Below are 13,487 nucleotides of genomic sequence, written 5' to 3' on the forward strand. Positions count from 1 at the left end.
AAATTCAAATTATTTTATGGAACGTTTAGTTAATAAAAAACTCCAAAAAGCTTTCACCTTTTGGAGTTTTCAAAATATTTTTCTGGTTTTATCCAAAAGCTCTTTTTAGTAAACTTTCTACTTTTGGCTCGCTTCCTCTGAAGTTTTTGTATAATTCCATCGGGTCTTTGGTTCCGCCAGAAGAAAGAAGAACTTTGAATTTTACTGCCGTTTCTGGGTTGAAAATTCCCGTTTCTTTAAAGTATTGAAAAGCATCTGCATCCAAAACTTCTGCCCATTTGTAAGAGTAATATCCTGCAGAATATCCACCTTGGAAAATGTGAGAAAAACTAGGACTCATCGCAGTTTCAGGGTTTACAGGGTATAATTGTGTCGCTTTCGTGTAAGAATCCTCAAATTCCTTCACACTTTTATTTTCTAACTCACCAACTTTAGTGTGATAATTCATGTCTAATAATCCAAAACCAAGTTGTCTTAAGGTTTGATAGCCTTCCATGAAGTTTTTCGATTGCTCGATTTTTTCAATTTTTTCGTCGGGAAGAATTTCTCCTGTTTTATAGTGTTTCGCGAATGTTTTTAAGAATTCCGGTTCGTAGCAGAAGTTTTCTAAAAACTGTGATGGCAATTCTACAAAGTCCCATTTTACAGATGTTCCGGAAAGATTTGGGTATTGTGTGTTCGCCAACATTCCGTGTAACGCGTGCCCAAACTCGTGGAACAAAGTCGTAACTTCCTGAAACGTCAATAAACTCGGCGTATCTTTCGTAGGTTTGCTGAAATTACAAACAATAGAAATGTGCGGACGAGAATTTTCTCCATCTTTTTGATATTGGTTTTTATAGCTCGTCATCCAAGCTCCGGCTCTTTTGCCTTTTCTTGGGAAATAATCAACGTAAAGCAAAGCTTTAAATGCCGTTGGCTTTTGGCTTTTGGCTTCTTGCTCATTTCTTCCAGCTTCAAAAACTTCATACACTTTCACGTCTTCATGGTATTTCGGAATATCGTTTCTTTCCACAAAAGTTAGCCCAAAAAGTTTTTCTGAAAGTCCGAAAACAGCTTCCTGAACTTGTTCTAACGGAAAATAGGGTTTTAATTCTTCATCATTCAAATCAAATTTAGCTTTGCGAAGTTTTTCGGCATAAAAAGCGTGGTCGTAACCTTGCATTTCCTCGATTCCATCAGTTTTTGCTAAAGATTTTAGTTCTTCAATTTCTTTGTCGGCGTACGGTTTTGCTTTTACGAGAAGTTCGTTCAGGAAATCGATAACTTTCGTTGGAGATTTTGCCATTCTTTCTTCCAAAACATAATCTGCATAGTTTTGATACCCTAACAATTCTGCTTTTTGCTGTTTTAAATTCAGCAATTCTTTAATTAAATTTTGATTGTCAAATTCACCGCCGTCGAATGATTTTTTACCGTTGGCTAACGCAATTTCTTTACGCAAATCACGGTTTTCAGCATACGTCATAAACGGAATGTAACTTGGATATTGCAATGTGATAACCCAACCTTCCAGGTTTCTTTCTTTGGCTTCTTCGGCATATTGTTCTAAAATTGCCTCCGGAATTCCTGCCAAATCTTCTTTGTGGGTAATGTGCTTGAAATATTGATTGGTTGATGCTAAAACATTTTGCCCAAATTGAAGTGATTTTACCGACAATTCCATGCTGATTTTCTTCAACTTTTCTTTGTCTTCATCATTTAATAAAGCACCGCTTCTTACAAAACCTTTGTAAGTTTCGTTTAAAAGCATTTTTTGTTCTTCGTTCAGGTTGTATTTCTCTTTTTCGTCGTACACTTTTTTAATTTTATTGAAAAGTGCTTCGTTTTGAGAGATTTTTGATGAATATTCAGTTAGAATTGGTGAAACTTCCTGTGCGATTTGTTGTAATTCATCACTGGTTTCGGCAGAATTTAAGTTGAAAAATATATTCGAAACTACATCTAACTGTTCGCCTGAAAAAGCTAAAGCTTCAATAACGTTTTCAAACGTCGGTTCTTCGGGATTGTTGATGATAGCGTCGATTTCCGCTTCTGACTTTTGAATTAATTCTTTAAAAGCAGGAAGATAATCTTCGTTTTTAATTTCGTTAAATGGCGCCGAGTGATATGGAGTGTTAAATTTTTCGGTTAAAATATTCATTGTTTTATCTTTTAATGTAAATTTAGGTAATTGAATTTTACGGTTTCATTTCCTCAAAAAGAATGCCTTGTCTTTTTATCTGACAAATTGTAGCATTCTTGTCATAAGAAAAGAACAGATGCCTGTAAATTATTTATTTTTGACACAAACTTTTATATAAAATAAACTTATAACTTATGAAAACAATTTTAAAACTGATTGGTGGTCTTATCCTACTCTTTATCGTGTATTCTATTATTGCTGTCCTCGCTTTTGGCGAAAATTATCACTACGAAAAATCGATGGTAATTAATGCTCCGAAAGATAAGGTTTGGGTGCAAGTAAGCTCTATGAAAGGCTTTAACCAATGGAATCCTTGGATGAAATTAGATAAAAACATGACGGTTACGTACAGTGGAAATGCAGGTGAAGTAGGGGATAAATATTGTTGGGATAGTAAAAAGGATGAAGCAGGAGCCGGTTGTCAGGAAATTACCGCGATCGTTCCAGGCGAAAAGCAAACTACAAAAATGATTTTTAAAAGACCTTTTGAAGGCGATGCTACTTCAGATTTAGTTTTAACTGCAGAAGGAAATGCTACAAAAGTAACTTGGAGCATGGATACGAAACAGGAAAGCTGGATGAAAATAATGAGACCGATGATGGATTATAATATGGGCAAATCTTACGAAGAAGGTTTACAAAATTTGAAGAAATTGGTGGAGTAATTTCTCCTTTTATTGTTATCGTTTTTTACCTTTAACCTTATAATAAAGAAAAACTGTTTTTCAAATTGAGAAACAGTTTTTTTTATAGGGATGAATTTTCATTTTAAATTAAAACATTATCTTTAACTAAAGATTTTGATGTATGCAGAAGGCGACCTATAATAAAAACGATTTGCGCACTTTCGTGCGAGATTTACTATCGGGAAAGGTAAAAACACTGGAATTCTACCGTAATTTTACTTTGGAGGCAAGTCGGGAAATCAAAAAAACTTCGAAATACGATTCTATTCGGGAAGAAATTCAGGAAGAAATTTATCATTTGGACCGACAAATGGCGAACTTGAAAATCATGCAACAGCAAATGAGAAAAGTTTTGAATTCTGAATCTGAACGTGTAGTTCTTGGTTCGGTGGTAATTACCAATAAGGCAAGATTTTACATTTCTGTTTCTTTGGGAGAGTTTTTCTTTGAAGGCGACCGTTTTTATGCCATTTCTTCTGAAAGTCCGATGGCGCAAAAAATGATGGGAATGAAAGCCGGCGACGAATTTGTTTTGAATAAAATTCACCAAAAAATTGAAGAAGTGGTTTAAAAGAGCCAAGTAAAAAGTAAAAAGAGCCAACTTCGGGACGATTATTTTTGGGTCAAGAAATAGTAGTCGCGATGAAATCCATGAAATTGAACGAAACAAAATGGTATAGCCACGAACGCACGAATTTTGTTTAAACATTGATTGAAATTAATGTATTACTGGTAATTTAATTCCTTAAAAAACTTTGTGAAAGAAGCTCTCCAATTTAAATTCGCTACGCATCTCGCATCTCGCATCTCGCATCTCGCATCCCGCATCTCGTCTCCCGCATCTTCTCACTTCTTTTCTGTAATTTTGCAACATGAATAGAGCAGGAATATTAAAAGAGATTATTGAACAAAGAAGAAGTATTTTCCCAAAAGATTATTCTGAAAACGAAATTTCACCAGAAATTATTGAAGAAATTCTAAACTCGGCAACTTTTGCCCCCAATCACAAACGTACAAAACCTTGGCGTTTCAAAATTTTCACAGGTGAAGAAAAAGCGAAACTGGCTATAGAAATGCAGGAGATTTATAAGTCTACAACGGCACCTCAAGTTTTTTTAGAGAAAAAATATAATGATATTGGTTTTAAAATCAATAAAGCGGGTGCGGTGATTTCAATCGTAGTTAATTTCAGCGGAATGGTTCCTGAATGGGAAGAAATTGCGGCAGTTTCTATGGCGGTTCAGAATATGTATCTTACTTGTACGGCAAATAATATTGGTTGTTATTGGAGTTCGCCAAAAATCGTTGATGGTTTAAAAGAATGTTTAACGATTGAAGAAAATCAAAAATGCTTAGGACTTTTCTATTTGGGAAGCTTAGAAAATGTAGCAATGTAGCAATGTAACAATGTAACAATGTAAAAATGTAACAATTCATTCTTATGGTGCTATGATGAATAAATAAAGGTAAGAGTTGTGGAGATTCGTGCTTTTTTAGCCCTGGTTGAACGGCATGTTTGAGCTCTTTTTGCAAGAAATGGGAGCGGAAAGGGGCAAAAAAGCGAGTAGTGAAAACAGGTTCCCGGCTCCTAAAAAAATTGAAAAGTAAAAAAACTTCCATCATCTAGCTTCTATCATCCAACAAAATTTTCAGAATTGAAAATTTTTATTATCTTTGCACTCTTAAATATTTAACCGGGACGTGATCCCACAAATTTTAATTTTATGTCAGTAAAAATCAGATTACAGAGACACGGATCAAAAGGGAGACCTTTCTTCCATATCGTGGTTGCAGATTCTAGAGCTAGAAGAGATGGTAGATTCATCGAAAAATTAGGAACTTACAACCCAATTACTAACCCTGCAACGATTGAATTAAACGTTGATTCTGCTGTAAAGTGGTTAAACAACGGAGCTCAGCCAACTGATACGGCAAGAGCGATTCTTTCTTACAAAGGTGCTCTTTACAAAAAACACTTACAAGGTGGTGTTGCTAAAGGTGCTTTTGATGAGGCTGAAGCTGAAAAGAGATTTGCTGCTTGGGTTGAAGCTAAAGATGCTAAAGTACAAGGTAAAGTTGAAGGTTTAGCTACTGCTAAAGCTGATGCTAAGAAAGCTGCTTTAGAAGCTGAGCAAAAAGTAAACGAAGCTAGACTTGCTGCTGCTGCACAAGCTGAAGCTGATGCGAAAGCTGCTGAAGAGGCTGCAAATGCACCTGCTGAAGAAGCTACTACTGAAGAGCCAACTGCTGAAGCAGAAGGAACTGAAGAAGCTCAAGCTTAATCTTTTTAAGAAAATACAAAACAAAGGCACGAAATTCTTTTCGTGTCTTTTTTAATTTTAAACCTTAATGGTTTCTCTTATATTTGCAAAATGAAAAAAGAAGACTGCTACTTATTAGGAAAAATAACGAGAAGACATGGTCTTGCAGGAAATGTTATTCTGAAGCTAGATACCGATCAACCTGAAATTTACAATAAATTGGATTCCATTTTTGTGGAAATCAACGGTTTGTTGGTCCCTTTTTTTATTGAAAAAACTTCTTATAGTAAAACTGATGCTTTGAATATTTCTTTCAAAAACTCTTCGGAAGCTTTGGTGGATCAGTCTTTGGGAAAAGATGTGTATTTGCCTCTCACGAGTTTGCCGAAACTTACAGGGAAGCAATTTTATTACCATGAAATTATCGGATATTCTATTTTGGATGAGAATAATAACGATTGTGGTGTAATCAGATCTGTAAACGATCAAACGGCACAAGCATATTTTATTACCAATTTGGATGGGAAAGAAGTGGTAATTCCTATGATTAAAGACTGGATTTTGGAAGTGGATAGAGAAGAAAAAGAAATTAAAATGCAGCTTCCGGAAGGTTTAATTGATGTCTTTTTGGTGCCTTCGAAGAAGGATGAGTAAAAGATTTTCAAACAAAATATAATATGCCCTTATTTTTTTATAAGGGCTTTTCTATTTAAATTCCAAGTCTCGATACAACGTTGTCAATCTGTAAATACATTTTATTAAAAAATATTTTTCTGTCCCGATTTCCTGATGTTGTTAATGATTTTGAGTTTTTAATTTGATGCTCAAAGTAATTGTAAGTTTCTTGACAGGTTTTTTCATCATTAATTAAAATATATCCAAACGTATTCAGCGGAACGGCAATTAATGATTTTTTAGGATGATGAAGGAAAATATCGTTGGATAAATGCATTAATTCATTCTCATAAAGATGAAACTTAGGATTGTTTTCAGTTTTTTGTTCGATATATTCTATTAATTCTTTAACTTCTTTTAAAATGATTTTTGCTTCGGTTTTTTGTAAAAGTCCAGTTTCAAAATAGTAAACAATTTGTTGTAAAATACTAGAAACAGTTTGGTCGTTCCAAAGCTCTATAACATTTTGCTTTTCGTAATTTTTCCTTAATTCCTGATTGTTAAGCTCAAAATCTGGCGGCGAAAACTGTTGAAAAGGAACAAAAACTTGTTTTACATTCAAGAGATTCATCCAAACGTAGATTTTAAATTTAGACAATAAAGTGTCTGAAAGCGTATAAAAAAACGGTATATCCTTCGCAGAATAATAAATCGTCATGTCGTCGGAAAGAGGAAGGCTTTCAAAAATTCTCAGATTATTTTGGAAAAAAGACTGCAAATCGTCGGTATTCGTTACTGCGCTGGTTTTTTGAACAACAAGTTGCAGGTCGCTTCCCATAAATTGGTCTAAAGAAATTTGGTAATATTTTGCCAATTCCAAAGCTTCATCAAAACTGAATTTCGCTTTCAGAGAAGTTCTTCTGTGTGCTGCATCGTAGCTGATGTTGAGAATGTTGGCAATTTCGTCATTCAGAGATTTACTGCCGATTTTTTTTCTTATTTGTCTTAATAAATTTTCTTGATGCATTTTTTTTTTTTGTGATTTTCACAAATGTAGCTATTTATTTTAATTTTTTTTCGCATTGAGAAAAATGGTTTTCGAAGGTAGTTTTGAAGTGTAATTTTAAAATTAAATCATGAAAACACTTCCATATTTACTCATTGCTACAAGATTTCTTCTTGCGCCAATTATCATCGCATTATCTTACTTTAAACCTGAAAACTCATCTTTTTTGATAGTCTCATTAATGTATTTCGGTTTGTTTACCGATATTTTTGACGGAATTATTGCCAGAAAAGTGGGTGTTTCTTCAGAAAAGTTGAGAAGATTAGACAGTCAGGTTGATTTGATTTTTTGGTTGTCGCTTGGTTTTGCTGCCTATTTTTTAAATCCTAATCTCATTACAAGTGAATGGAAAGGAGTTGTTTTAATCTTCATCATGGAAGCACTTTGTTACATTATTAGTTGGATAAAATTTGGTAAGGAAACGTGTACTCATGCTTGGTTGTCGAAATTATGGGGAGTGAGTTTGCTCCTTGCATTTACTTTTTTAATAGCATTTCATCAGGCTGGGTTTGCTTTTTATCTCACCGTGGTTTTAGGATTTATCGCACATGTTGATGTTATTTTAATCATTTTAATACTTCCAAAATGGCATTACGATGTTCCGAGTGCGTTTCATGCATGGAAAATTAGGCAAGGAAAAGAGCGGAAAAAGACTATGTTTTTTAATTAAATCACGCTTTAGAGCCCTTTTTTAGATTAAATAATTGATTACGATAGTAAAATGACAGTGTAAACTTTATATTGCGCTGTTTTTTTGTAACTTTGCACTCATTAATTTTTAAAGAGAAATTTATTAATCAACAAATGAAAAAGCAAACAATCAGGGAAATCCTGCAAGATTACAAGAAAGTATTACATCATGACATTACGGTTTACGGGTGGGTAAGAGCCTTCCGTTCTAATCGTTTTATTGCACTTAATGATGGTTCTACAATCAATAATTTGCAAATCGTTGTTGATTTTGAAAATTTTGATGAAGAAGTTATTTCAAAAATCAGCACTGCTGCATCTTTGAAAGTTGTTGGTGAAGTAGTTGAAAGCCAAGGAGCTGGGCAAACTGTGGAGATTATCGCGAAAAAAATTATCATTTTAGGAGATAACTTTACGGAAGATAGAGATAAAACCATTCTTCAGCCTAAAAAACACTCATTAGAAGTGTTGAGAGAACAGGCTCACCTTAGATTTAGAACCAATTTGTTTGGTGCGGTTTTCAGAGTGCGTCATGCCGTGAGTTTTGCGATTCACTCATTCTTCAACCAAAACCAGTTTTTCTACATCAACACCCCTGTAATTACCGGAGCTGATGCAGAAGGAGCGGGTGAAATGTTCGGAGTAACAAATTTCGATTTGAATAACATTCCGAGAGATGAGCAAGGTGAAATTGATTTTTCTCAAGATTTCTTCGGAAGAAAAACGAATTTGACGGTTTCTGGTCAGCTTGAAGGAGAGACTGCAGCGATGGGATTGGGTAGAATTTATACTTTCGGACCTACTTTCCGTGCAGAAAACTCGAATACAACGCGTCACTTAGCTGAATTCTGGATGATTGAGCCGGAAGTTGCTTTCAATAACTTGGAAGACAACATCGATTTGGCAGAAGATTTCTTGAAATATGTTATTCAGTATGTTTTAGACAATTGTAAAGATGATTTAGAATTCTTAGACAAGCGTTTTGCGGAAGAGCAAAAATCTAAGCCAGAAAAAGAAAGAGCAAAAGAAGGTTTAATTGAAAAGCTTGAAAACGTTGTTGCTAAGCGTTTCAAGAGAGTTTCTTATACGGAAGCTATTGAGATTTTATTAAACTCGAAAGAAAATAAAAAAGGAAAATTTGTATATCCTGTTGAAGAATGGGGAACAGACCTTCAATCTGAGCACGAAAGATATTTGGTTGAAAAACATTTCGAAAGCCCGGTAGTTTTGTTTGATTATCCAAAGGAAATTAAAGCATTCTACATGAAACTGAACGACGATAATAAAACAGTTGCCGCAATGGATGTACTTTTCCCAGGAATTGGCGAAATTATCGGTGGTTCTGAAAGAGAGGCAAGATTGGATGTTTTAAAACAAAAAATGGCGGAAATGCACGTTGATGAGCACGAATTGTGGTGGTATTTGGATACTAGAAAATTCGGTTCTGTGCCACATGCTGGTTTCGGTTTAGGGTTGGAAAGATTGGTGCTTTTTGTAACGGGTATGACGAACATTAGAGACGTAATTCCTTTCCCAAGAACTCCAAAAAATGCGGAATTTTAATTTAAGATTAAAAAATATAAAAAGAATCCTTCCATTTTTATGGGAGGATTTTTTTTGTTGCGAAAAAATAAATTTTCTATATTAAATTTTGTTTAAATCATCATTTAAAGACGTTTAAAGCATGTTTTTAAGCGTTTGATATTTCTAGCAGAAAAGCCTCAACTCCATGAAGTTGAGGCTTTTATATGTTCCTAGTAGTTTATTATGAAACTATTATATCAAAAATCGTGCTAAAAATATTTTTTATCAAAAATTTTTTATAATTTCGTAGCATAAGATTTAAAAACACCAGATAATAATATGCTAAAACAACATTTACAACTTAAGTTAGGACAAAAGTTGGCACCGCAACAAATTCAGTTGATGAAGTTGATTCAGCTTCACACTCTGGAATTTGAAGAAGAGCTAGAAAGAGAGCTGGAAGAAAACCCAGCCCTTGAAATCGCAAAAGACGATAATGCAGAGGATGAGTATCCTTCTTCTGATGATACTTACGAAAACGAAGGGAACGAAAGTATAGAAACGGATTTTGATGTAGATCAGTACCTTTATGATGACGAACCAAGTTATAAAACGGCATCGAGTAACTATTCTGCAGACGATGAAGAGTTTGATAATGAAAGTCTTCTTACAGAAGGGCAGTCTTTGTATGACTATTTAACAGAGCAAATTCACTTAATAAATATCGGTGAAGAAGAATTGAAAATCGCAGAATATTTAATCGGAAACTTAGATACAGATGGGTATTTGCGCCGAGAAGTAAAATCTATTGTAGATGATCTTGCGTTTTCACAAGGAGTCTACACCACAAAAGAAAAAGTGGAAGATGTGCTTGAAAATTACGTTCAAAAGCTGGATCCACCTGGAGTGGGTGCGAGAAATCTTCAGGAATGTCTTCTTTTACAAATTGAAAAGAAGGTAAGTTCTGAAAAATCAGTTTCTTTGGCTGCAAATATTTTGAGAAATCAGTTTGAGGCTTTAACGAATAAGCATTACAACAAAATTATCCAGAAATACGATATTGAAGAAGAAGATTTGAAGGATGCTTTAGACGAAATTTCCAGACTTTCACCAAAAGTAGGAGGGAACTTCGATACCCAAACAATTACCATTAATCAGGAGATTATCCCGGATTTCGTTATTCAAATTAAAGACGGACAGGTAATCCCGATGTTGAATAGTAAAAATGCGCCTACTTTAAGAGTTTCTGAAGAGTATAAAGATATTTTATCTACTTATTCTCACGATAAAAAATCGGCTGAACATAAGCAAGCTGCTTTGTTTATCAAGCAAAAATTAGACGCTGCAAAATGGTATATTGATGCAATTAACCAACGTCAGAACACGCTTTTGCAGACAATTACGGCTATTGCTAAATTTCAGAAAGATTATTTCCTTACTGGAGACGAGAAGTCTTTAAAACCTATGATTTTAAAGGATATTGCAGATATTACCGGTTTTGATATTTCAACAATTTCTAGAGTGGTGAAAAGTAAATACGCAGATACATCCAACGGAATTGTCTATCTGAAAGATTTATTCTCAGATTCTCTTACGAATGATGATGGCGAAGAGGTTTCTACAAAGGAAATTAAAACCCATCTTCAGGAAGTTATTGATAAGGAAAATAAAAGAAAGCCGCTTACAGACGATGCATTAGTGGTTATTCTAAAAGAGCAGGGATATAATATTGCGAGAAGAACGATTGCAAAATATCGTGAACAGCTCAATATTCCAGTGGCGAGATTGAGAAAAGAATTGTAGATTCAAACATAAAAAAAGGCTGTCTTTAAGTAAAGGCAGTCTTTTTTTTATTTAATTTTCTTGAGAATCTATCTCTTTTAGTTGTTTTAAGTTTTTATCGAGTCTTCCCATAATAATTCCGTAAACCAGTCGGTAATACAGCCATATTAGAACCACGCATAAAAGTGTACTTACAATAATGGCCATAATGAATCCGTTTTTTGTAGAAGAATCTAGCTGTATGTTTTGATGGTTTACCACGTAGAAAACAAATCCTGTAAAGACGGTGGTAAAGAGGATAAACAGAACGATATTTGTTAAAATAAAAGCATTTACCGTCTTTTTAAAGTTAATAATTCGCGTAATGAATGCTTTTAGATCTTCTTCAATCTTAATCTTTCGGTAATTCTGATAAAACTTAATGACAAAAACCCCCGTCACGATAAGTGTGGTAATTTTTATGATGAGATAGATAACCTCTAAATTATTCGTTAATTCTGTATTTTTTTCTACCCCAAGTCTAAGCAATAATGCCATAAAAGAATTAGAATCTTTATCCTGAATGATATAATAGAAGCCAAATAATGTAAAAAATAGAAACTCTGCTGCGCTAATCCAGAAGATATATTTCATGTAATTTCGCGACTTTCTATTGAGCATCTTTAAGATCTCATTATCGTCATATTTGTTTTCAACAGGCTGTTTTTGCCATGTAGTTTTAAAGCTATCTAAGTCAAAATCAGGCATACTTTTCCATCTTTTCTTTAAGGGTTTTCTTCAGTCTGTTCATCTTTACACGGGCATTTACTTCCGTAATACCAAGGTTTTCGGCAATATCTCGGTAAGGGAGGTCGTCCAAATACATCATTACAATCGCACGTTCTACATTGGGCAACGTTTTTATTACTTTATAAAGAAGCGAGATTTGCTGTTGCTTATCATCGTCGTCTTCTTCAAAGTCTCTAATGTTAATATCTAGCTCGTTGGTTGGTAAAGATTTCGTTTTTTTTCTGAATAGCGTAATGGCGGTATTTAACGCCACACGATACATCCAGGTTGAAATTTTTGAATTTCCTTTAAAGGAGTCGTAGCTTTTCCAAAGTTGAAGTACGATTTCCTGAAAAAGATCTTCTTCATCTTCGGGAGAATTGGTGTAGAGACGCGACACCTTAATAACCAAACCCTGATTATTTTTAATGAGTTGCGCAAATTCTTTTTCTCTCGACACCTATTTTATTGTTTTACAACGGCACGAAGATAATAATTTAATGTAATAATATAACAATGTTGCAGTGTAACAATTGTTAAAATAAAAAATAGTTTTCTGTATTGGTAAACAGTTATGCTACGACTTTGTTAGATTAAATTGTATCTTTGCGGCCACGAGAAAACCGGCTTGTTGATTCTCACTTCGGTGAGGGTAGGAAAGTCCGGACACCAAAGGGCGGCAAAGCGGATAACATCCGTCATCCGTGAGGATAGGACAAGTGCAACAGAAAGTATGTACAGTTCGGCTGTAGTGAAACCAGGTAAACTCTTTGCGGTGCAATGGTAAGTATATCGGTGTTTTTCAGTAATGAAAATAGGAGCGGCCCGTTCCGAAAACCGAGGGGTAATCAGCTCAAGTTTTGCAGCAATGTAAAACGTAGATAAATAACAAGCGTTCCGATTTATCGGAATACAGAATCCGGCTTATAGGTTTTCTCGTTTTTAATGCCACGAATACACAAATTTTACATGTAATTTGCATAGTCGTAGCATTTTCTTGCAATCTTTTTACTTTTTCTTGGCAGTTTTACTTATTCGTTTTCCAATTGTTTCTTTGCTTCATCTAATTCTTTTCGGTCTTGTTCTGAAAGTACAGGATATTGCAAATCCATTTTTTCTAAAGTATCAATAATGATTTGAATGGCGGCTAATCTTGCAAACCATTTATTGTCTGCAGGAATTACAAACCAAGGCGCGTGTTCTTTAGATGTTTCATTTATTGCGGTTTCGTAGCACTCCATGTATTGCTCGAAAACGGCTCTTTCAGGAAGGTCGCCGAGAGAAAATTTCCAGTTTTTTTCTTGCTCGTTAATTCGGTCTAAAAATCTTTTCTTTTGTTCAGCTTTAGAGACATGAAGGAAAATTTTAATAATGGTAGTTCCGTTGTTGGCAAGATGTTTTTCAAAATTTCTGATGCTTTCATATCGGTTTTCCCAAAATTTTTCGTCGAAACTTTCTACAGATTTCCATGTTTTTTCGCTGAGATTATATTCAGGATGTACTTTGCAAACCAGAACACTTTCATAGTAAGAACGGTTGAAAATTCCAATCATTCCTTTTTGAGGTAATGCTAAATAATGTCTCCACAGAAAATCGTGAGAATACTCTTTTGTGCTTGGTGTTTTAAAACTTGTGACATGGCAACCTTGCGGATTTACACCACCGAAAACATGCTCAATTAAACTGTCTTTTCCTGCTGCATCCATTGCTTGAAGCACAACCAAGAGAGATTTGCTTCCGTCTGCATAAAGTTTTTCTTGAAGTTCGTGAAGTTTTTGTTTTTCTTGAATAATAATTTGCTCACCTTCTTCTTTGGTTAATTTACCTTTATAATCGGTATCTGCTTTTTTTATCGAAAACTTTTTACTGATCTTAAAATCGTCTGAAAAATCTTTGTCCATGTTCTATAT

Annotated in this window: 13 protein-coding genes and 1 other RNA gene; 9 read left to right on the plus strand and 5 right to left on the minus strand. The window is 34.4% G+C overall.

Going from position 1 to position 13,487, the window contains the following annotated elements:
- Positions 1–88 precede the first annotated feature (88 nt).
- The gene (locus tag AC2A1D_RS15310; RefSeq protein WP_484044447.1) at positions 89–2,143 is read right to left on the minus strand and encodes a M3 family metallopeptidase; all 2,055 of its coding nucleotides are present in this window, start codon (positions 2,141–2,143) and stop codon (positions 89–91) included.
- Between the two features lie 176 nt (positions 2,144–2,319).
- Here AC2A1D_RS15310 and AC2A1D_RS15315 point away from each other — a divergent pair, with 176 nt between their 5' ends.
- The 5 genes from AC2A1D_RS15315 (at position 2,320) to rimM (ending at position 5,786) form a co-directional block, all read left to right on the plus strand.
- On the plus strand, positions 2,320–2,850 hold the full coding sequence (locus tag AC2A1D_RS15315; RefSeq protein ID WP_484044448.1) for an SRPBCC family protein: 531 nt from the start codon (positions 2,320–2,322) through the stop codon (positions 2,848–2,850).
- 142 nt (positions 2,851–2,992) lie between these two features.
- Positions 2,993–3,442: a hypothetical protein gene (locus AC2A1D_RS15320; RefSeq protein ID WP_484044449.1), complete on the plus strand. Its 450-nt coding sequence runs from the start codon at positions 2,993–2,995 to the stop codon at positions 3,440–3,442.
- 301 nt (positions 3,443–3,743) lie between these two features.
- Positions 3,744–4,268, plus strand: coding sequence for a nitroreductase family protein (locus tag AC2A1D_RS15325; protein WP_484044450.1), 525 nt, complete (start codon positions 3,744–3,746; stop codon positions 4,266–4,268).
- A 327-nt stretch (positions 4,269–4,595) separates the two neighbouring features.
- Positions 4,596–5,153 carry a 30S ribosomal protein S16 gene (locus tag AC2A1D_RS15330; protein WP_484044451.1) on the plus strand — a complete coding sequence of 186 codons (558 nt, stop codon included), beginning with the start codon at positions 4,596–4,598 and terminating at the stop codon, positions 5,151–5,153.
- A 90-nt stretch (positions 5,154–5,243) separates the two neighbouring features.
- Entirely contained in the window at positions 5,244–5,786 is a 543-nt protein-coding gene (gene rimM, locus AC2A1D_RS15335; RefSeq protein WP_484044452.1) for a ribosome maturation factor RimM, read from the plus strand.
- A gap of 55 nt (positions 5,787–5,841) precedes the next feature.
- Here rimM and AC2A1D_RS15340 read toward each other — a convergent pair whose 3' ends face one another.
- Positions 5,842–6,774: an XRE family transcriptional regulator gene (locus AC2A1D_RS15340; protein ID WP_484044453.1), complete on the minus strand. Its 933-nt coding sequence runs from the start codon at positions 6,772–6,774 to the stop codon at positions 5,842–5,844.
- Between the two features lie 109 nt (positions 6,775–6,883).
- Between AC2A1D_RS15340 and AC2A1D_RS15345 the strand changes: the two genes are divergently transcribed.
- The 3 genes from AC2A1D_RS15345 to rpoN all read left to right on the plus strand — a co-directional run bounded on the left by AC2A1D_RS15345 (position 6,884) and on the right by rpoN (position 10,830).
- Positions 6,884–7,483, plus strand: a complete 600-nt coding sequence (locus tag AC2A1D_RS15345; RefSeq protein WP_484044454.1) for a CDP-alcohol phosphatidyltransferase family protein — start codon at positions 6,884–6,886, stop codon at positions 7,481–7,483.
- A gap of 134 nt (positions 7,484–7,617) precedes the next feature.
- Entirely contained in the window at positions 7,618–9,066 is a 1,449-nt protein-coding gene (gene asnS, locus AC2A1D_RS15350) for an asparagine--tRNA ligase (protein WP_484044455.1), read from the plus strand.
- 300 nt (positions 9,067–9,366) lie between these two features.
- Positions 9,367–10,830: an RNA polymerase factor sigma-54 gene (gene rpoN, locus AC2A1D_RS15355; protein WP_484044456.1), complete on the plus strand. Its 1,464-nt coding sequence runs from the start codon at positions 9,367–9,369 to the stop codon at positions 10,828–10,830.
- 51 nt (positions 10,831–10,881) lie between these two features.
- Here rpoN and AC2A1D_RS15360 read toward each other — a convergent pair whose 3' ends face one another.
- Both AC2A1D_RS15360 and AC2A1D_RS15365 read right to left on the minus strand, forming a co-directional pair.
- Positions 10,882–11,556: a beta-carotene 15,15'-monooxygenase gene (locus AC2A1D_RS15360; protein WP_484044457.1), complete on the minus strand. Its 675-nt coding sequence runs from the start codon at positions 11,554–11,556 to the stop codon at positions 10,882–10,884.
- Positions 11,549–12,037 carry an RNA polymerase sigma factor gene (locus tag AC2A1D_RS15365; protein ID WP_484044458.1) on the minus strand — a complete coding sequence of 163 codons (489 nt, stop codon included), beginning with the start codon at positions 12,035–12,037 and terminating at the stop codon, positions 11,549–11,551. Before AC2A1D_RS15365 ends, AC2A1D_RS15360 begins: the two co-directional genes overlap by 8 nt.
- A 155-nt stretch (positions 12,038–12,192) precedes the next feature.
- Here AC2A1D_RS15365 and rnpB point away from each other — a divergent pair.
- Positions 12,193–12,520: RNase P RNA component class A (rnpB, locus tag AC2A1D_RS15370), an RNA gene on the plus strand.
- Positions 12,521–12,608: 88 nt separating this feature from the next.
- Here rnpB and AC2A1D_RS15375 read toward each other — a convergent pair.
- Entirely contained in the window at positions 12,609–13,478 is an 870-nt protein-coding gene (locus AC2A1D_RS15375; protein ID WP_484044459.1) for a PPK2 family polyphosphate kinase, read from the minus strand.
- Positions 13,479–13,487 lie beyond the last annotated feature (9 nt).

The organism is Chryseobacterium sp. HNCC26DJ239, from assembly GCF_057180445.1.

Coding starts and splice junctions, on each gene's coding strand:
- AC2A1D_RS15345 (WP_484044454.1), top strand. CDS start 6,884: ATGAAAACACTTCCATATTTACTCATTGCTACAAGATTTCTTCTTGCG.
- rimM (WP_484044452.1), top strand. CDS start 5,244: ATGAAAAAAGAAGACTGCTACTTATTAGGAAAAATAACGAGAAGACAT.
- asnS (WP_484044455.1), top strand. CDS start 7,618: ATGAAAAAGCAAACAATCAGGGAAATCCTGCAAGATTACAAGAAAGTA.
- AC2A1D_RS15330 (WP_484044451.1), top strand. CDS start 4,596: ATGTCAGTAAAAATCAGATTACAGAGACACGGATCAAAAGGGAGACCT.
- rpoN (WP_484044456.1), top strand. CDS start 9,367: ATGCTAAAACAACATTTACAACTTAAGTTAGGACAAAAGTTGGCACCG.
- AC2A1D_RS15320 (WP_484044449.1), top strand. CDS start 2,993: ATGCAGAAGGCGACCTATAATAAAAACGATTTGCGCACTTTCGTGCGA.
- AC2A1D_RS15315 (WP_484044448.1), top strand. CDS start 2,320: ATGAAAACAATTTTAAAACTGATTGGTGGTCTTATCCTACTCTTTATC.
- AC2A1D_RS15375 (WP_484044459.1), bottom strand. CDS start 13,478: ATGGACAAAGATTTTTCAGACGATTTTAAGATCAGTAAAAAGTTTTCG.
- AC2A1D_RS15340 (WP_484044453.1), bottom strand. CDS start 6,774: ATGCATCAAGAAAATTTATTAAGACAAATAAGAAAAAAAATCGGCAGT.
- AC2A1D_RS15310 (WP_484044447.1), bottom strand. CDS start 2,143: ATGAATATTTTAACCGAAAAATTTAACACTCCATATCACTCGGCGCCA.
- AC2A1D_RS15360 (WP_484044457.1), bottom strand. CDS start 11,556: ATGCCTGATTTTGACTTAGATAGCTTTAAAACTACATGGCAAAAACAG.
- AC2A1D_RS15325 (WP_484044450.1), top strand. CDS start 3,744: ATGAATAGAGCAGGAATATTAAAAGAGATTATTGAACAAAGAAGAAGT.